This is a genomic window from Enterococcus sp. DIV2449a (assembly GCF_051711225.1).
Classification (GTDB): Bacteria; Bacillota; Bacilli; order Lactobacillales; family Enterococcaceae; genus Enterococcus_D; species Enterococcus_D casseliflavus.
On the sequence record NZ_JBIOME010000001.1, the window covers coordinates 2,519,933 to 2,538,872 of the forward strand.

The 18,940-nt window shown below is 42.2% G+C and carries 19 protein-coding genes and 1 other RNA gene; 9 read left to right on the plus strand and 11 right to left on the minus strand.

Annotated features, from left to right (window positions below):
* Positions 1 to 38: 38 nt before the first annotated feature.
* Positions 39 to 1,388 (minus strand): NADP-specific glutamate dehydrogenase, encoded by a 1,350-nt coding sequence (gdhA, locus tag IGI76_RS11970; protein ID WP_010749697.1) that lies wholly within the window; start codon positions 1,386 to 1,388, stop codon positions 39 to 41.
* A 160-nt stretch (positions 1,389 to 1,548) separates the two neighbouring features.
* Between gdhA and IGI76_RS11975 the strand changes: the two genes are divergently transcribed.
* Entirely contained in the window at positions 1,549 to 2,811 is a 1,263-nt protein-coding gene (locus tag IGI76_RS11975; RefSeq protein WP_010749698.1) for an NAD(P)/FAD-dependent oxidoreductase, read from the plus strand.
* A gap of 137 nt (positions 2,812 to 2,948) precedes the next feature.
* Positions 2,949 to 3,986, plus strand: coding sequence for a tagatose 1,6-diphosphate aldolase (locus IGI76_RS11980; RefSeq protein WP_231435080.1), 1,038 nt, complete (start codon positions 2,949 to 2,951; stop codon positions 3,984 to 3,986).
* 55 nt (positions 3,987 to 4,041) lie between these two features.
* Here the strand turns inward: IGI76_RS11980 and ybaK are convergent, their stop codons facing one another.
* The 3 genes from ybaK to IGI76_RS11995 are packed head-to-tail and all read right to left on the minus strand — an operon-like array spanning position 4,042 to position 6,511.
* Entirely contained in the window at positions 4,042 to 4,533 is a 492-nt protein-coding gene (ybaK, locus tag IGI76_RS11985; RefSeq protein WP_010749699.1) for a Cys-tRNA(Pro) deacylase, read from the minus strand.
* A gap of 50 nt (positions 4,534 to 4,583) precedes the next feature.
* Positions 4,584 to 5,336, minus strand: a complete 753-nt coding sequence (gene aroD / locus IGI76_RS11990) for a type I 3-dehydroquinate dehydratase (protein WP_005229128.1) — start codon at positions 5,334 to 5,336, stop codon at positions 4,584 to 4,586.
* A gap of 5 nt (positions 5,337 to 5,341) precedes the next feature.
* Complete coding sequence (locus IGI76_RS11995; protein ID WP_010749701.1) at positions 5,342 to 6,511, minus strand: class I SAM-dependent rRNA methyltransferase; 1,170 nt, start codon at positions 6,509 to 6,511, stop codon at positions 5,342 to 5,344.
* Between the two features lie 237 nt (positions 6,512 to 6,748).
* Here IGI76_RS11995 and IGI76_RS12000 point away from each other — a divergent pair, with 237 nt between their 5' ends.
* The 3 genes from IGI76_RS12000 (at position 6,749) to IGI76_RS12010 (ending at position 10,204) form a co-directional block, all read left to right on the plus strand.
* Positions 6,749 to 8,833: an LTA synthase family protein gene (locus IGI76_RS12000; protein ID WP_050979041.1), complete on the plus strand. Its 2,085-nt coding sequence runs from the start codon at positions 6,749 to 6,751 to the stop codon at positions 8,831 to 8,833.
* 181 nt (positions 8,834 to 9,014) lie between these two features.
* On the plus strand, positions 9,015 to 9,752 hold the full coding sequence (locus IGI76_RS12005; protein WP_128489347.1) for a hypothetical protein: 738 nt from the start codon (positions 9,015 to 9,017) through the stop codon (positions 9,750 to 9,752).
* Entirely contained in the window at positions 9,731 to 10,204 is a 474-nt protein-coding gene (locus IGI76_RS12010; protein WP_231435081.1) for a hypothetical protein, read from the plus strand. Before IGI76_RS12005 ends, IGI76_RS12010 begins: the two co-directional genes overlap by 22 nt.
* Positions 10,205 to 10,320: 116 nt before the next feature.
* On the opposite strand, the gene IGI76_RS12015 is transcribed toward IGI76_RS12010, so the two are convergent.
* Genes IGI76_RS12015 through IGI76_RS12025 form a run of 3 tightly spaced genes read right to left on the minus strand, consistent with a single transcriptional unit; the run spans position 10,321 to position 12,825 of the window.
* Positions 10,321 to 11,781 (minus strand): sensor histidine kinase, encoded by a 1,461-nt coding sequence (locus tag IGI76_RS12015; protein ID WP_231435082.1) that lies wholly within the window; start codon positions 11,779 to 11,781, stop codon positions 10,321 to 10,323.
* The gene (locus IGI76_RS12020) at positions 11,781 to 12,494 is read right to left on the minus strand and encodes a response regulator transcription factor (protein WP_010749704.1); all 714 of its coding nucleotides are present in this window, start codon (positions 12,492 to 12,494) and stop codon (positions 11,781 to 11,783) included. Before IGI76_RS12020 ends, IGI76_RS12015 begins: the two co-directional genes overlap by 1 nt.
* Entirely contained in the window at positions 12,475 to 12,825 is a 351-nt protein-coding gene (locus IGI76_RS12025) for an SdpI family protein (protein ID WP_015510109.1), read from the minus strand. The genes IGI76_RS12020 and IGI76_RS12025 overlap by 20 nt, the downstream gene beginning before the upstream one ends.
* 145 nt (positions 12,826 to 12,970) lie before the next feature.
* Here IGI76_RS12025 and IGI76_RS12030 point away from each other — a divergent pair, with 145 nt between their 5' ends.
* Both IGI76_RS12030 and ssrA read left to right on the plus strand, forming a co-directional pair.
* Positions 12,971 to 13,741 carry a Cof-type HAD-IIB family hydrolase gene (locus tag IGI76_RS12030; RefSeq protein WP_081116485.1) on the plus strand — a complete coding sequence of 257 codons (771 nt, stop codon included), beginning with the start codon at positions 12,971 to 12,973 and terminating at the stop codon, positions 13,739 to 13,741.
* A 62-nt stretch (positions 13,742 to 13,803) separates the two neighbouring features.
* Positions 13,804 to 14,167, plus strand: a transfer-messenger RNA (tmRNA) gene (gene ssrA / locus IGI76_RS12035).
* A 388-nt stretch (positions 14,168 to 14,555) separates the two neighbouring features.
* Here the strand turns inward: ssrA and IGI76_RS12040 are convergent.
* Together IGI76_RS12040 and IGI76_RS12045 are read right to left on the minus strand one after the other, a co-directional pair.
* Positions 14,556 to 14,690 carry a 3-oxoacid CoA-transferase gene (locus IGI76_RS12040; RefSeq protein ID WP_438792264.1) on the minus strand — a complete coding sequence of 45 codons (135 nt, stop codon included), beginning with the start codon at positions 14,688 to 14,690 and terminating at the stop codon, positions 14,556 to 14,558.
* Positions 14,691 to 14,753: 63 nt separating this feature from the next.
* Positions 14,754 to 14,999 carry a hypothetical protein gene (locus IGI76_RS12045; RefSeq protein ID WP_010749707.1) on the minus strand — a complete coding sequence of 82 codons (246 nt, stop codon included), beginning with the start codon at positions 14,997 to 14,999 and terminating at the stop codon, positions 14,754 to 14,756.
* Between the two features lie 491 nt (positions 15,000 to 15,490).
* On the opposite strand from IGI76_RS12045, the gene IGI76_RS12050 reads away from it, so the two are divergent.
* Positions 15,491 to 15,859 (plus strand): ACT domain-containing protein, encoded by a 369-nt coding sequence (locus IGI76_RS12050; protein WP_010749708.1) that lies wholly within the window; start codon positions 15,491 to 15,493, stop codon positions 15,857 to 15,859.
* A gap of 325 nt (positions 15,860 to 16,184) precedes the next feature.
* Here the strand turns inward: IGI76_RS12050 and IGI76_RS12055 are convergent, their stop codons facing one another.
* Complete coding sequence (locus IGI76_RS12055) at positions 16,185 to 16,307, minus strand: hypothetical protein (RefSeq protein ID WP_268259960.1); 123 nt, start codon at positions 16,305 to 16,307, stop codon at positions 16,185 to 16,187.
* Between the two features lie 60 nt (positions 16,308 to 16,367).
* Here IGI76_RS12055 and IGI76_RS12060 point away from each other — a divergent pair, with 60 nt between their 5' ends.
* Complete coding sequence (locus tag IGI76_RS12060) at positions 16,368 to 17,468, plus strand: mandelate racemase/muconate lactonizing enzyme family protein (protein ID WP_333718653.1); 1,101 nt, start codon at positions 16,368 to 16,370, stop codon at positions 17,466 to 17,468.
* A 53-nt stretch (positions 17,469 to 17,521) separates the two neighbouring features.
* Here IGI76_RS12060 and IGI76_RS12065 read toward each other — a convergent pair whose 3' ends face one another.
* Entirely contained in the window at positions 17,522 to 18,937 is a 1,416-nt protein-coding gene (locus IGI76_RS12065) for a glycoside hydrolase family 1 protein (protein ID WP_231435084.1), read from the minus strand.
* Positions 18,938 to 18,940: the final 3 nt, after the last annotated feature.

Below are 18,940 nucleotides of genomic sequence, written 5' to 3' on the forward strand. Positions count from 1 at the left end.
TTTCAAGTAATTCCTGATAGGTAGCCTGTTGGGTGATTTTAGACAAGTCCTTGAGCAAACATTGCTTTAGCAACTTTTTCAAAGCCTGCGACGTTCGCACCTAACATAAAATTATTTTTTTGATCGAAGGTTTCAGCAGTATCACGGCATGCTTCATAGATCGACTTCATGATATCGTCCAATTTGGCATCGACTTCAGCTTTTTCCCATTGCAGTCGTTGGGAGTTTTGACTCATTTCTAACGCAGAAACGGCTACGCCGCCAGCATTGGCTGCTTTTCCTGGGCAGTAGAAAATTCCTTCTTCAATAAAATATTCTGCTGCTTCTAATGAGCTAGGCATATTCGCGCCTTCAGAAACGACCCGGACACCATTGGCTTTTGCACGTTTGGCTTGTGAGAGATCAATCTCGTTTTGGGTCGCGCAAGGAAAGGCTAATTCCGCTGGTGTATCAAAATCCCAGACAGATGCCCCTTCATGATATTCGGCTGATGGACGTTCCTTGGCGTAAGCCGTCAACCGTTCACGCTTCACTTCTTTGATCTCTTTTAACAAGGCCAGATCAATGCCGTCTTTGTCATAGATAAAACCAGAGGAATCAGAACACGTGACAGGGATCGCACCTAATTCTTGCAATTTCTCAATTGCATAGATCGCAACATTGCCGCTTCCAGAAACGATCGCTTTTTTGCCTGCAAAGGTTTCACCTAGGTCTGTCAATAAATGCTTAACGAAATACACGGCGCCATAACCCGTTGCTTCTGTGCGGTTTTTACTGCCCCAGAAGTCTAATGGCTTACCAGTTAAAATACCAGCATCGTATTGTTTCAATCGTTTGTAGGCACCAAACAAATAGCCGATTTCTCGGCCTCCGACACCAATGTCGCCAGCAGGAACATCTAAGTCAGGTCCGATATGTTTTGACAGCTCCGTCATAAAGCTTTGGCAAAAACGCATCACTTCGGCATCGGATTTGCCTTTTGGATCAAAATCACTTCCGCCTTTGCCGCCGCCGATCGGCAGACCTGTCAAGCTGTTTTTGAAGATTTGCTCAAACGCCAAAAACTTCAAGATACTCAAGTTTACACTTGGGTGAAAACGCAAGCCGCCTTTGTAAGGCCCCATTGCCGAGTTGAATTGAATCCGATAGCCACGGTTTACTTGCCAGTTGCCTTGATCATCTTGCCACGGGACTCTGAATTGGATAAAACGTTCTGGTTCAGTTAAGAGTGCAAGGATATTTGATTCAATATATTCTGGATGCTCCTCTAAAAAGGGAACGATCGTAGGCAAAAATTCATCAATTGCTTGAAGAAATTCCGGTTGGTGTTGGTCTTTCTCATGAATCTTCGCTTGAATTTCTTTCACGTAAGCTGAAGCTTTGGTCATAGTGCATTACCTCCTTTAAGATATTTTCTATTTTAAAGAAATTTTCTGAAATTGCACGCTTTTTTTTAGAATTGTCAGAATTTTTTATTATTCGAAAAAAAACGACCAATCCTTTCAGCACTCATAGCCGATGTGTTACAATCCCAAAGAGGTGAAAAGAATGGAAAAAACCTATGATGTCATTGTTGTTGGTGCAGGTACGAGCGGCATGATGGCTGCGATCACTGCTGCCAAACAAGGTGCGCGGGTGTTATTAATCGAAAAAAACAAAAAAATCGGCAAGAAATTATTGATGACTGGCGGCGGACGCTGCAATGTAACCAATAATCGGCCGGTAGATGATTTAGTTGCTCATATTCCAGGAAACGGCAAGTTTTTGTATAGCACGTTTTCTCAATTCAATAATTATGATGTAATGGCGTTTTTCGCAGACTTAGGTGTCGTCTTAAAAGAAGAAGACCACGGACGGATGTTCCCTGTGACGAACAAATCAAAAACCATCGTCGAAGCGTTGCTTCAAGCAATCAACGATCATCACGTCACCCTATTGACGAACACAGTCGTCACAAAGCTGATCCATGACGGCAGTCAAATTCGCGGCGTGCGAACCGAAACCGATGAGTTCTCTGCCCCTAGTGTGATTTTGACGACAGGTGGCCGCACCTATCCTTCCACGGGCGCAACGGGGGACGGCTATAAGATGGCAAAAAAAGTCGGCCATACCATTACGCCACTTTATCCAACCGAATCGCCGCTTGTTTCAGAAGACTCCTTTATTCAAGAGCGGACGTTGCAAGGCATTTCCTTGCAAGACATCACGTTGAGTGTCTTGGATCAAAAAGGAAAGCCCATCGTCGCCCATACCATGGATCTTTTGTTTACCCACTTTGGGTTATCTGGTCCAGCTGCTTTACGCTGTTCCTCTTTTGTGAACCAAGAATTGAAAAAGCAACAACCCGTGACGGTTGTTCTGGATTGTCTGCCAGCAAAATCCCATGAAGCCTTGACCCAGGAATTGATTCAGTCTGCGGCTTCGAAGAAACAATTGCCGAATGCTTTAGCTGGCTTTTTGCCTGAGCGCTTGATGACCTTCTTTTTGCAGCAGCTAGACCTGCATGAGCTGGTTGCTGAAAAAGCCTCACCAGAACAGTTGGCTGCGCTCGCTTCCTTGATCAAAGGCTTTTCAGTCACTATCGTTCGCACGTTCCCGTTAGAAAAGTCTTTCGTGACTGGTGGCGGGGTCCATCTGAAAGAAATCAATCCAAAAACCATGGAGAGCAAGAAAATCAACGGCTTGTATTTTGCTGGTGAATTATTGGATATCAATGGGTATACAGGTGGTTTCAACATTACAGCAGCGTTTTGTACTGGACATGTTTCAGGGAAAAACGCAGCAGAAACAGCTAGTTATTTCAGTTATTGATCGATGACCCAGGTGTTGGCAGCAATATCCTTGCCGTTGCTACCAACACCTGGGTCTCCTCTCTTTTTGCTTATTAGTTGGGTTTTTCTCAAAGTAGGCGTAGACTAAAGATAGCAAGATCGAGGGAGGTTTTTTTAATGAAACGAATTTCAAGAGGTAAATTTGAACGAATGCAAAAACTTTCAAATGAGGATGGTGTGATTGCCGCACTAGCGATCGACCAACGTGGTTCCATGAAAAAAATGATGAAGGCGGCAACTGGACCGGATGACTTTACGATGGAACACATTTATGAATTCAAGCAGTTGGTTTCCCAAGAATTGACCAAATATGTCAGCAGTATTTTGTTAGACGAGGAATATGGCTTCTTAGGGATCGAAGCAAAGAATCCCAACGCTGGCTTGATCCTTTCCTATGAAAAAACAGGGTATGATGTCAATACGCAGGGTCGTTTGCCAGAAATTCTACCCAATGAATCGCTGCAGCGCTTAGTGAAAAAAGGGGCAGATGCTGCGAAAGTCTTGGTTTATTATAATCCAGATGAACCGCAAGAGATTTTAGATACCAAACATGCGTTTTTAGAACGTTTAGGTACGGAGGCACAAGCGGCCGATATTCCGTTATTTGTAGAGCCAATCGTTTACGACGATGAGATCACAGATGACAAATCACCTGCTTTTGCCAAGATCAAACCGAGCAAGGTCATCCGAACCATTCAGGAACTGACGAAAGATCACTACCATATCGATATTTTGAAAGTCGAAGTACCGGTTCAGTTCGACTTAGTTGAAGGTTTCCAAAAAGAAGGCTTAGAGGCCGTCTATACGCAAGAAGAAGCCGCCAATTACTTCAAAGAAGCTAGTGACGCTGCGACGCGACCATTTATCTATTTGAGTGCGGGTGTCCCAGCGAATGTCTTTCGCGATGAATTGACCTTTGCTGGTCAACATGGTGCTAAATTCTCAGGAATCTTAGGTGGACGAGCAACTTGGCGCGATAGTGTGGAAATCTATGGGAAGCAAGGCGCCAAAGCATTACTGGAATGGCTGGACACCCAAGGGAAAGAAAATGTTGAAGAATTAAACGCCATTCTAAAACAATATGCCACTCCATGGTTTGACTTTTATGGTGGTTTAGAAAATATTGAGGTTTTCGATATTGAAGTAATGGAATAAAATAGTACAAAATAATCCCCGTGAACGGCATTTCAAGATGGTTCACGGGGATTTTTTATTCGTGTTCAGGTGCCAACAAATCGGCAAAGACCGCCCTAGTCAATTGTTGCAACGCTTGTGGGGCAAGCCCCATCTGCAACCCGCGCTTTCCTGCAGAAACCACGATTTCTTCCAGTGTCTCTGCCTTATGATCAATATAAGTAGGAAAGAGCTTTTTCATCCCGATCGGCGAACAGCCGCCGCGAATATAGCCAGTCGTTTCTTCTAAATCTCTCAGATGCAGCATCTCTACTTTTTTGTTTCCACTGACTTTGGCTAACTTTTTCAGATCCACTTCTCTGTTTCCAGGAATCACAGCCACCAGCGGACCTGTTTTGTTGCCCACTGCCACCAGCGTTTTGTAGATGGCTTGCGGGCGTGCTAGTTGCACAGCGACGGATTGCGCATCGAGATGGTCTTCCGACCACTCATAGGTGTATTCGTTATAAGCGATTTTCTGTTGTTCTACTTGACGGATCGCATTGGTTTTTTGTTTCTTCTTCGCCATTTTATCCCTCTTTTGTTTTGGTTTCTTTTAAGAGAAGGCCTTGGCTGGTCTTACTCATTGAGTGAAAATTCTTGTAAGTAGTTGGTCATTCGTTCGATCGGTATTTGTCCAGGTGCTGAAGCACCTTGCAACGAAGCAAAAGTAAAGACCGAACCAGTCAATGCCCCACTAACCCGGCTGATTTTCCCCAGCTCCCCCATCGACATGATCGCCAACGGCAGTTGGTTGAAGCCACGCGCTTTAGTAATGATCCCCATCAAACGTAAAACATCTTGGACTTGCTTGGGCATCATCGCTAACTTGCCAACATCGGCACCAAATTGATTCATTACGCCGATCTTTAAAATCAACACAGCATCTTCTGGCGTTTTCTCAAAATCATGATTGCTCAATATCAGCTTTACCTGTGCCTTTTTGATTTCTTGAATAAAGGCTCGACCTAAAAATTCAGCTTTCTCTAATTCGACATCGATCCAATCGATCAAGCCTGAATCAGCAGCAGCTAAACACAATTCTTTGTACTGGGTCAATGTGAACGCTCGCTCGCCTCCTTCTTCCAAGGTTCGAAAAGTGAAGAGCAGCTCTTTGTGCTTTAATGTCGTGCGAATATGTGATAACGCATCTAAGACCGCTTGCTGGTCTTCGACATGTTTGTAATGATCAACACGCCATTCGACGATCTGTGCCTCTGATTCCTCAGCAGCAATGGCTTGTTTCAAGATCTCTTCATTGGTTTTCCCAATCAATGGCACACAAATCAACGGTGTTTTCCCGTCTAACGTTACTGGTTTTGATCGGCTCATCTACTTCACTCCTTTTTCATTTGATAAAAGAATACTTTCAGATAGTTCCCTTCGGAAAAATGCTTATCTACCGCAAAATCAGCTGGTAGACGATAACTTTGAATACATTCATAAGCAACGTGTGCTTTCTCTAAGGATGCTTCGATCATTTCTTGAAACTTCCTCGGTGAAAGATTGGCCGCATTCGTTGAGGCGATCAACAAGCCATCAGGCGCTAAAATCGCCAAACTATCAGTGACTAAGTCGCCATAATTTTTCGCAACCGAGAAGACCTTTTTCTTGTTGCGGGCAAAACTCGGCGGATCTAAAACGATCACATCAAAGCGCAAGTCTTTTTTGCTGGCATAATTGAAGTAATTGAAAACATCCATGACATGGATACGCTGGGTATCTGGATCAATGCCGTTGACTGCAAATTGTTCGCGGGTCTTTTCTAGACTGCGTTTTGCCAAATCGACGCTCGTTGTTTGAGCAGCGCCACCGACAGCAGCAGCGACAGAAAACGCCCCCGTATAACTGAACATATTTAAAACCGTCTTGCCAGCTGCCAAGCCATCAACAAGTTGCCCACGAACTTCTTTTTGATCCAAAAAGATGCCCGTCATTAGTCCTTCGTTCAAATACGTCGCATACGTGACGCCATTTTCCTTCACCAGTAAGGGTTCAGGTGCCGTTTTTCCATAGACCCATGCTGATTCAGGCAGTTCAGACGTAAAGCGGATTTTTTCATAAGCCCCTTTGATCTCGGGAAATATTTGACGAAAAGCCGCCACGATCGCTTTTTTATGTTGATAAAGGGTGGCATTGTACCAAGAAAAAACGACATACTCGCCATACAAATCTACGGTAAGTCCCCCCAATTGATCCCCCTCGCCATTAAACAGACGAAAGGCATCTGTCAGGTCATCTTGATAGTAAGCAATGCGTTTGCCTTTTGCTTTCGCAAAGCGTTGCGCAAAGAATGCTTGGTCGATCACTGTTTCTTCAAAGGATACGACCCATCCGATCCCTTTATTTTGTTCCCCAAGATAGCCGACACCTAAGAAATGGTTGGCCTGATCAATAAAGGTGACCCACTCCTTCGTCTCGATTGCTTGTTGAAGATCTTCTCGTTGGATCAACGGATTCTTTTTGCGAAGCTTCGCTGATCCTTGCTTCGTTAGTTTTATTTTCATGTTCATCTGCTCCATTCATTCTCCTTTTTAGTATAGCAAAAAGCGACTGTATTGTCTGTATCCTTGAAAGTAAAGAAATACTTAATTCCGCGTCATGACAAGGAATTCATTTGACACGTCTTTCACAGCCTAGTAAAATGTACTGTGATGTAAAATCGTAATTTACCGGTTATACTGGAAAAAGAGAGGACGATTCCTTTGAAAAAAAATAAAGTATCCACCTTTGTGAATACAAGAATGGGCTTTTTTTTCCTATTAGCCCTATTATTTTGGCTAAAAAATATCTTTGCCTATATGGTGGACTTCCACCTAGGTATTGAAAGCAGCATTCAGTACTTCATCTTATTCATCAATCCGATCGCAACGACTTTGTTGCTGCTGTCGATCGCATTGTACGTAAGAAGAACCAAAGCAGCTTATATCACGATGCTTGTGATCTATTTCTTGATGACTCTGCTGTTGTTCTCTAATGTTTCGTACTATCGAGAATTCACTGACTTTATCACCATCAACACGATGCTCGGTGTAGGAAAAGTAGCAAGTGGTCTAGGAGAAAGCGCAATTCGCTTGTTCCGTCCCTACGATGTGTTGTACTTCATTGACTTTATCGTGCTGATTGCAGCCTTTTCAATGAAAAAAATCAAAATGGACACTCGTCCTGTGCGGGCACGGATGGCTTTTGCGATCTCAACCTTAGCTGTCATGGTCTTTTCTGCCAATCTTTTCTTAGCAGAAGCGGATCGTCCTGAACTGCTTACTCGAACGTTTTCTCGTGACTATTTAGTGAAATACCTTGGGATCAACGCCTTTACGGTTTATGATGGCGTGCAAACCTATCAAGCTTCGCAAGTACGTGCCGAAGCAAGTCCCAACGACATGAACGAAGTAGAAAGCTATGTCAGAGAACATTACGCGGAACCGAATGATGATCTGTTCGGTATCGCAAAAGGCAAGAACGTCATTTATATTCACTTAGAAAGTGTTCAGCAATTCTTGATCGATTATAAATTAAAAGATGAAAATGGTGTTGAACATGAAGTCATGCCATTTATCAATAGTTTGTATCATAGCGATAGTACCTTTAGTTTCGATAACTTCTTCCATCAAGTAAAAGCTGGGAAGACCAGTGATGCGGAAACGTTATTCGAAAATTCCTTGTTCGGATTGAATCAGGGGGCATTATTCACTCAACTGGGTGGGAAAAATACCTTTGAGGCAGCGCCAGATATTTTAGGTCAAACCCAAGGCTATACCAGTGCGGTTTTCCACGGAAATACGGGTACCTTCTGGAACCGAAATGAAACCTACAAACGGTTTGGCTATGATTATTTCTTCGACGCATCGTATTATGATGTCAATGATGAAAATTCATTCCAATACGGTTTACATGACAAACCGTTCTTTGAACAATCGGTACAATACTTAGAACGTCTGCAACAACCGTTCTATTCAAAATTCATTGCAGTTTCTAACCACTACCCATATTCTGAATTTACCAATGAAGAAGGCGGCTTCCCGCTAGCGAACACTTCGGATCAAACGATCAATGGGTATTTCGCAACCGCGAATTATTTAGATAAAGCCGTAGAAGAGTTCTTTAATTACTTGAAAGAAAGCGGCTTGTACGAAAACTCAGTCATCGTTTTATATGGTGACCATTACGGAATTTCCAATTCTCGGAACCGCAACTTAGCAGAATTGCTTGGAAAAACAAGTTCGACTTGGACAAACTTTGACAATGCTTCATTGCAACGTGTCCCTTATATGATCCATATTCCAGGACAATCAAACGGCGGCATCAATCATACGTATGGTGGCCAAGTTGATGCATTGCCAACCCTCTTGCACTTACTCGGTGTAGATACATCGAACTATATTCAATTGGGACAAGATTTATTCTCTGATCAAAATGAACAACTGGTTGCCTTCCGCGATGGCGACTTTGTGACACCAGACTACACTTACTATAGCAGTACATTGTATGACAATCGTACCGGCATGCCGATCAACGATCCATCCGATGAACTGCAAGCGAAAGTCGATGAGTGGAAAGCCAAAGTTGACAAACAGCTGTCGGTTTCTGATCAGATCAACAATGGTGATCTCTTACGTTTCTATGCGAAGAGCGGTTTAGAAGAAGTCGATCCTTCGACCTATAATTACAAAGACGCCCTTCAGCAAATGATGGATATCGAAAAGAATCTAGGCAGTGATTCAACCAGCGCCTTTTCTCAAAACGGCAATCAATCGACCGTCGATCTGTACCAAACAAAAACCTTCCAAGAATACCAGCAGATGACGGAACAAGATAGCGGAGAATAACCTATAAGTACTACAAGATCGATCCAGCAAGGCGGATGCTTTGCTGGATTTTTTTCGGCTGTTTTGTTCGTAAAAACCCGATTTTTTCTATTGCTTTTTTAGCTTCGATATTTTACTACAAGAACTTCATACTTTATTCAAACTCCCCTTTTATACTATGAAATAGGATGAGGTGAACTAGATGAAAACTATACATTTTGCGATTGCCAGCATATTTTATCATAAAAAAGCCATGGTGCTTTATACGCTTGTATCCTTCTTTGCCGTGATTGGCTTGATCGTGACCTTCGCTTTGATCTACTCAATGGATCAAGTAATCGCTCAAACCAGAGATCTCTTAACAACAGAAGATTTGCAAACGAAAGTAGCGGAAGAGATCCAACCAGTCACGACGATCTATCATCAACTGTTCTATTTGATTTTTAGCGCCTTTACACTGGTCTTTATCGGCTTTCAAGTTTATTACCAATTATCGAAACGCTCAGAATACACTGCCTGGTTAGCAAGTGGTGCCACCACCAGACAATGGGTGGCGATGCAGTTGCTTGAAATGCTCTTGCCGCTTTTAGCAGCTGCCGTGATCGCCTTTGTGTTGTTGCTGCTCTTCCAGCCTTATTTCCAGCGAGAATTGCTTAGCGGGCATATCATCGCTCTTGATCGTGAGCGTGCTTCGGATCACTTTTGGGAGGCTGTTCAAAGTCTTCCCGGTCAAGAATTCGCCATTACGATCCCACAAAACAGTCAAATTCTTGTCCAAAATGTTGACTTGAACAGCACCACCTGGCTGGCTATTTTATTTGAAAGTACGCGCCACACACTTATCGTATTGATTGCCGCGGTTACCAGCTTTACTGGTCTGATTGCTAGCGGACATAGTCTGTATTGGAGGAAAAAACAATGGAAAAACCAACTCAGCTAACGAAATCAATTGGTTTCTTTTATGTTGCGAAAGACAATGAAACAAAAACATCTGAATTAAGTTTGCTGCTTTCACAAAAAAAAGCAATCTTGATTCGCGCACAGTGGCCCTCCGTCCCCTTTTTATCGGTCATGGACAATGTATCTCTTGCAAATAAAAAGGGGGGCGATTTAGAGGATGTGCTGCCTTATGTACAGCTTCCCTTATCGGCTTTGAAAAAAAATCGAACAGAGTTAACGCCCTTTGAGGAGCTCAAAATTCAACTGCTCTTAGCTTTACTTTCAGAAAGAGAAACCCTTTTAATCGAAAATGTCTTGAGCACATTAACAACGAACGAGGTTCAAACCCTGCTGCCCTTGTGTCAAGAAATCGCCGAACAATTTGCTGTTGCCATCTATTTGATTCATGAAGACGAATGCTTTGCCCATACCCCTTATACTACTTATCTGTAGTTTACATAGCCCCCGAACAAGAAGGCTTGCTTGCAAAAGCAGGTCTTTTTGTTTGGACTGCTGCCAATGAACCGCAAAAAAATCGACCGGCTAAGCGAATTGCTGCCGGTCGATTGCTATTCTTCATTTAAGTCGATATCAGGAAAAGAGATTTTAAACGTCGTGCCTTTGCCAAGTTCACTTTCTACACTGATCTTTCCTTTGTGCAGGCGTACGAGCTGTTCAACGATCGATAGGCCCAAACCTGATTCACCAAATTGACGGTTTTTACGGGAAGGATCGACTTTGTAATAACGATCCCAAATATTCTTGACTTGTTCTTCAGACATGCCGATTCCCGTATCACTGATTTCGATGATCGTTTCCAAGTAGCCTTTTTCGATTCGAACCCGAATTTCTCCATCTTCCGTAAACTGGATCGCATTTTGTAAAATATTGACTATGATTTGGACGAAACGATCGTAGTCGGCATAGACGTCAATTGGCTCTGTTGTTTCTAAAATCAACACATCTTTGGCGATTTCTGCCTTGCTCTCAAGTTGCGTCAGCAGATTTTTAATGGTTTGCGTTGCATCGAATTTTTTGATGACCATCGAGATTTGATTGGTTCGGATTTTTTCGTAGTCAAGGTTTTCGTTGACTAATCGAATCAAGCGATTGGTTTCATTTTTCATCAAACGGATCGCATTGTCCTTTTGATTTTCAGGAATCGCGTTGTACTCCAACCCTTCCAATAAGCCATTGATGGTCGTCAAAGGCGTACGCATCTCATGCGAAGCGTCTGCCATAAATTGTCGACGACGTTCTTCTTGTCGTTCAATTTCCTCTTGCGACTCTTTTAAGGATTTCGTCATTAAATTAAAATCTTCGGCTAACTCATCAAATTCATCCCGATTATGCACTGGCAAGAAGATATCAAAATTGCCATTGGTGATCTCCTTGGTTGCTCGTTTCATGCGATTGATCCGCCTTACTTGGAACGTAGCAAATAGGTAACTGATCAATAAGGAAACGACGATCGAGATCAAACATACTTTAAACAAGTTTTGGTTAAAAGCACTGACAAGATTCAAGATGCTGCTTGCCGATTGCGAAACCACCATCACCCCGTAAAAATCCGTTCGGTTGACAGAAAAAGGAATCAAAACATAGGAAGTCAGTTCTTTTCCCCCATATAGATTCGTAGGCGACGTCAGTTGCAGACGCGCCCCGTTTTCTAAGGATTGCCAGTCTTTTTCAGAAATTGGAAAATCTACCGCACGAGTCGTATCTAATGGATAAATGATGTCATCGGGGCTTTTAAAGAAAGCAAAAGAAATGTCTTGGTTGCTCAAAATATTTTCAGCCAAATGCAGAGAATATTGCAGATAGCCATCTCGCGTCATATTTTGCTGCAAATATTCTGAATCGCTGATTTGCGAAATCGTCGCGACCGACGAAGCATACCCCATTAACTGCTCATAATTTCGTTCTTGTAATGTTTGGCGCGTCATTTGTGTAAACGCAATACCAATCGTCATCAAAATCACGAAGATCACAACAAAAAACGCAATCAGCTGTTGATACAAGTAGCGCATTAAGCAGCACCTGCATCGTCAAATTTATACCCCACACCCCAGACGGTTTGAATGATCTGAGGTCCCACTTTTTCTATTTTTTGTCTTAGTTTTTTGATGTGCGCATCAACCGTCCGTTCATCACCAAAATATTGGTAATCCCAAACTAGTTCTAACAATTGCTCTCGTGAAAAGACTTGCCGCGGTTTTTTCGCTAACGTATAAAGCAAATCAAATTCCTTCGGCGTCAACCCATCGATGGGTTTGCCATTTAAATAGGCTTCCCGTGTTTTTGTGTTCATTTTGAAATGATCGGTCACAACATCAAAAGTTGCATCGGAAGCTTCAGGCGTTGTTTTTTCAACCAACTCACTGCGGCGGTGTAAGGCTTTGATCCGCGCGATCAAGGTCAGTGGACTAAAAGGTTTCGTCACATAGTCATCTGCCCCCATCTCCAACCCGATGACTTGATCGCTTTCTGAATCACGGGCCGTCAACATAATAATAGGTACTGTACTGGAGATTTTGCGAATTTCGCGCGCCACCATCATGCCATCCATGGAAGGAAGGTTCAAGTCAAGGGTGATCATGTCCCATTTGTCTGGTTCAGCAGCAAAGGCTTCCAGTCCTTCTTTGCCGTCGTACTTAAAAGCCGCTTCCCATCCTTCATTCAAGAAAAACATTTGCATCATTTCAGAAACAGATTCGTTGTCTTCAATCATTAATATATTCATTTTCTTCACCTCTATGTTCTTTATCAAATCGTTGCAGATTCTCTTCGATCAGGCCAAAGATCGGCACGATGAACCAAGGGATCGCGATCATTTCAACTAGGAAAAAATTGGTCCATTCTTGCCATTTCAAGACAAACCCAATGACCGCCATGATTCCGCCAAAAAGCAGAAAATAACGGGCGCATAGTTTCTGAGCATGCCGCCAGTTGCGTTCATTTTGTTTTGCTAAATAGGAACGGTAGCCATAAATAAGGTTCATTTTTTTTGATGGAAAAAGAAAAAAAGTGAGACCAATCAAGAAAAAAATGATGCCAATTACTAAAAAAATCATCGTTTCACTCCATTCTTCCTATAGTATACTCGAATTTCTTTCTTCTACCAACAACTTCACCGATTATTCATAAAGGTTTGCCTTTTTTTCAATCTTTGATAAGATTGTGAGTGGACTATGACTATAAACCTTAGGAGTAAGATACATGACCTATAAAGCATTAACTTTTTTTGATCTTGACGGTACGCTTTTAGATGAACACTCGCAAATCACATCCGAAATCGCTGAAGCGATGGCGATGTTGCGAAAAAACCAAGTACTGCCGATCATTGCAACAGGAAGAACCGAACCTGAAGTTACCGCCATTCGTGAAGCAGCTGGGATCACCTCGAACATCGTCATGAACGGCGCCTTTATCCGTATTGACGGCAAAGAAGTTTTTTCCGATACCCTTGAACCTGAACTTTGCGCACGGATGTTCCAAGCAGTCAAAGACAATGGCGATGAACTGTGCTATTACAATGAGAAAGGCTATTGGGCGACTGGACATACCGCGGAAATGATTGGTGCGTACAACTATGTCCGCAGCCCTTTACCAGAAATCGATCCTCTGCATTATGAAACAGATCGGACCAATATGTTGTTGGTTTTAGGTGTCGGCAACGATGCTTATTATCATGAGCGTTTTCCAGAATTAACTTTTTATCGTAATACCCCCTTTTCCATCGATGTCGTAAAATCTGGCACCTCTAAAGGGACGGGCGTAAAAACCTTGGTAGAATTGTTGGGTCTAGAAGATGTACCTACCTTCGGCTTTGGTGACGGCAGCAACGACTTCGCTCTTTTAGAAGCCTGCGACCACAAAATTGCAATGGGAAATGGAATTCAAGAGTTGAAAGAGTTGGCAGACTTCGTGACCCTGAAAAATACCGAAGGCGGGATCGTGCACGCCCTGAAACACTTTGACTTAATCTGATTCTTTGCATACAGGTAAAACTATGGTATACTAATGAATGGTAGCGATACCCCTTTTATCAAGGGGATGTTACGGATTCGACAGGCATAGTTGAGCCTGAATTGCGCTTCGTAGGTTACGTCTACGTTAAAACGTTACAGTTAAATATAACTGCTAAAAACGAAAACTCTTACGCTTTAGCTGCCTAAAAACAGTTAGCGTAGATCCTCTCGGCATCGCCCATGTGCTCGAGTAAGGGTCCTATTCTAAGTGGGATACGTTTTATCTTTCCGTCTGTAAGATAAAAAAGAGAGCATCAGACTAGCGATACAGACTGCCTGTCACTCGGCAAGCTGTAAAGCGAACCTTCAAATGAGTTGACTATGAGCGTAGATTTTTAGGTAGCAATATGTTTGGACGCGGGTTCGACTCCCGCCATCTCCATAAAGAAAAATCGATTAGATTTTTGTAGTTTTTCCTAAGTGTTCAAAGCCTTGATTTAAAGAGGTTTTGAACACTTTTTTTGTATTTTCAGTTCCACAATGTTTTTCGTAGTTTTCTTGTTTGGTAGTCAAATGGTGGTTAATTATCAGCTTTAAACCGATGTGCTATTCCTCGCTTTTCTTAGATTGTATTTCTTATACCGATTGAACCTACATTAATTGTTCAAGTGAAGTCAGATGCTTTTTTTAAGCAATCAATGCTCTTCAATGGCGTACCTTTTCACCAAATTGTATACGAATCTCTTTTTTGCGAGTTTTTCTTGGGCTGATTTTTTTACTCTATGTTTGATTTAAGGCTTTTTACTCCTTAGTATCTTTAGACACACTTTTTTTCACTCCTGTTTTGCGTTATCAACGGCTTTCTTTGCTTCTACAATAGTTATTTTCCCTGCCTCATCGCATGAAATTTTTTGAAGATGTTTCTTATCATCAAAGCTTGATGTAAGTTTCATAATCTGCTTGATCATCAACAATCTATGATAGTTCGTTGCTGGCTTGATCTGACTCTGCCTCAGCAAAAAAAGTGCTAATTAAAGTGTTTTCGATTTCTCTACAATTTCCTTTACTCGTTCACAAAAACTATCTGGATTCATTCCAGGTTCCATTTTCTCAGCCTCATCAGGAAGTAAATCATTCAGGTACAATGTAGCTTCTTTGTTTTCGGTATACATTTCCTCGTAGTGATCGACTAAATAATGTTCCAAATCTATGGAAAACATAAAAAAATTAATTTCTTCGGAAAGTCCTTTTTCAATAAAGTTGAAAAATTTATCCATTTATCACACCTCCTTGACTAAAGTTTATCAAAATATTACAGAGCGTTCTTTACCTTCTCCTTGAATCTTGTAAGGTCTTCGTAAAATTTAGCATGTTCCTTCTTCTCTTTATGATCCTCAGTATCAATTTTTCTTCCAATCAAACAATTAGTGATTTATATTCCATTCCTCTGTCCACCATAATTTTATGTACAATAATAGTACTCAACCATTGATTTATGATTGAGTGCTATTTATCTTCTATTAACTCGATTGATTTCAAATCTGATTCAGCATAGATTGCGGATCCAATTGATATTTCTTCTTCTCCAGAAACAGAGGTATACCCATCAGTTTTAACCGCTTATTTTCTTCTGTATAGAATCTACCCGTCTGTTACGTCTCGCAGAAAGGACACAACGCTTAGAATCGTACGTGATCAAATGATAATCGCCTTCCCTTCTTTCTTATCCTTTGATATGATGATTGCATCAAACGAAGGACGTGATTAAATGAAACTGACCTTATTGGCACCCTCTTTTTCTGTCATCCAAGTAGAGCGTATTGATCCTTCGATACTGAAGATCGTTCCTCTATTTTTTGCCCATACGTCAGAAGAACTTTCTTTGGTGTTACCAACGGCAAAGGTTCCAGCTGAAACACTAAACAGAGAAGATGGATGGAAAGCGATGAAAATAATTGGTGTGCTGGATTTTAGCTTAATTGGCATTATTGCAAAAATCTCTTCCCTTCTAGCCGAGGAGTCAATCAGTATTTTTGCTGTTTCTACCTTCAATACTGATTATATTTTAATCAAGGAACATCAGGTAGAACAAGCTCGTACTGTTTTAACCGCCAATGATTATTCCTTTGTCAATTGAGAAAAACTTGTTCTTCCTTACGATAAGTTACTCTCGCTCGCTTTATGAAATACAAAAGAACGACTGAACCAAAGAAGTTCAGTCGTTCTTTTGTATTTCACTTGTCGTTTAACAAAGATAAGAGTACTGGGTATCCCAAATAAAAGACTTCCCCAAGCTTTCATTTGCCCCAGTACTCTTCATTGCTCGTTGTTAAGATAATCATAATACAAAAATGATTTTTATTCAATAACTATGCTTTAAAAATAAACAAAATGCTATTTTGTGACAATTTATAGGGGTTTCACTTCGTTTCTAGCTAATATTCCCTATATCTGTTTATATTCTAAATGGTTCCATGAAGCATCAGTTGATGAGATGCGATCCCTTCGATAGCGATCCTCCTTCTTTTAAAGTTTTGAATTTGAGGAAATTCAGCCTTGTCAATCTCGCCTTCCCATGCTACCATGGTTATGCAAACGTTAACATTAAAATGCACACGTGAACATTAATTTGAGGAGGATTTTTAATGGCAAAAATTACAGATGTACAAACAGCGTATTATCGGATACCTCTTCCAGAAATCATGGAAGATGCGAAGCACGGCTTACACACCCACTTTGAAGTGCCTATCGTCAAGATCGTTACTGATGATGGACGCGATGGGGTCGGCTATACGTATACTGGTGGCTTCGGTGGCGAATCGATCGCCAAACTGATCGATAAAGAACTAAAAGCGATCCTTTCAGGGAAAGATCCAGCATGTGTGGAAGCCTTGTGGGATCAGATGAACTGGGGAATCCACTATGTTGCCAGAGGCGGTTTAGCAAGTTTCGCCATTGCGGCTTGTGATATCGCCTTGTGGGACTTACGTGCGAAAAAAGCACAAGAACCCCTCTACAAACTTTTAGGCGGCGCAAGCAACAAAGTCAAATGCTATGGTGGTGCGATTGATCTAAACTTTCCTCTTGAAAAACTCTTAGCCAATAATCAAAAATATTTAGACATGGGATTAAAAGCGGTCAAAATCAAATTGGGACAAAAAACACTTGCCGAAGATATTGCTCGAATAAAAGCGGTCAGAGAATTGATTGGTCCCGATGTTGTCTTTATGGTGGATGCCAACATGAGCTGGTCTGTTGAAAAAGCGATCAAAGCCGCCAAACTGATGGCGCCTTATGACATTTTGTTCCTTGAAGAACCAACGATCCCCGAAGATTACGAAGGCTACGCTCGTATCGCTAAAGAAGGACAAATTGCGGTTGCAGGCGGAGAAAACTTGCGCACCCCTATCGAATTTGCTCATATGATCAAATATGGCAATGTCGATTTTCCGCAACCCGACGCTTCCAATTGCGGTGGGATCACCGGCTGGTTGAAAATTGCTGCCTTAACACAAACAAGTAACTTATCTGTTTCTACACATGGCATGCAAGAATTGCACGTTAGTCTACTGGCAGCGATGCCTAATGCTGGGTATCTCGAAATGCACAGTTTCCCAATCGATCAATACACCACGAGACCGTTAGTGATCGATCCATCCGATGGCTGTGCGATTGCCCCAGAAGAACCAGGGATTGGCGTCACCTTTGACTGGGAGAAACTTGCTCCTCATAAACAACCCTTTTAACTGAAAACCCACGCTGATTTCCTTTAGGATGAGGAAATCAGCGTGGGTTTTTATTACAGAATCAATGGTTTTTCTTCAAATGGAAGCCACCGTTCATCAATCAGGGAACGATACCAAGCGGCTGATTTTTTTAATGACCGAGTCCGTTCTTCATTTAGCTCGATTCGTACGAGACCATAGCGGTTTTTGAACGCATTCATAGGTGAAACACAATCGGTAAATGCCCAAAGCATATAGCCTTCGCAGTTGGCGCCTTCCTCGACGGCTTTTAGCAGCCAGTAAAGATGTTCGGTAATAAACTGAATCCGATAATCATCTTGGACTTGACCTGTGGCATCCAAATACTGTTCTTCATTTTCCCGCCCCATACCATTTTCAGTGATCAGCCATGGAATATTGCCATAATTTTCTTTAAGATAATTAGCCATATCGTACATGACCTTCGGATAGATTTCCCAGCCACGGGAGTTATTCATTTGTTTTCCTGGCAAATCAAAGGTCTCATAAAACATTTCTGGATGAAATGGTGTATCCGAATGCCATTGATATCGTGGTGCCCGCACGCGTTTCGGGTAGTACTGATTGACCCCTAAGAAATCCACCGTATGGGTGCGGATCGTTTCCAAATCTTCTTCTGTCGGATCAAAGTAGATGTCATAGGTTTGGCAAAGTGTGATAAGTTCATTTGGATAATGCCCCTTGACCATTGGATCAAAAAAGATTCGGTTGAAAAAAAGATCGTACATTTTTTGTGCGTTTTGATCCTCCGGTGAGGAAGAGCGTGCGTAAACCATTTCTGGATTCAGTACACAACCGATGCGCCCCTCGTAGCCTTTTTCATGATAGACAGCCACCGCTTGGGCGGATGCCAATACTTTGTGATAGTTCCAAAGCATCCATTTTTTTGTGTTTTGCTCATGGGGCCAACGTATCGCATCGAGATAGCAACGAGTCTGAATAACGATCGGCTCATTGAAGGTGAACCACTGTTTGACTCGATCACCGTAACGCTCGAAGGCGATTTCGGCATAACGAGTATATAGATCGACCACTTTACGCGAGCTCCAGCCATCATAGGCATCCATCAAACTAGCTGGCAGTTCATAATGTTCCAAACAAAGCATCGGTTCGACCCCAGCCGCAAGCAATTGGTCGATAAGCTGATCGATATGAGCAGCATAATCCTCATCAACGATCAGCTGTTCATGGTCGGTAAAGAAGCGCGCCCAGTTGATCGATGTTCGGTAATGGGTCAAATGAACCTCCTGCATCAGTTCAACATCCTCTGAAAACTTTTCCATAAAATTCGTTGCAACAGCCGGCCCGTAGCCATTATGCCAGACAAAGCGTTCTTCTTTGTACCAGCGGTCGAGATACGAATCTTGCCCTTCTTTCTTTCCTTGCCAGCCTTCTGTCTGCCAAGCAGACGAAGCAGCCCCTAAAATAAATGTTTCAGGTATTTTTACCATTTT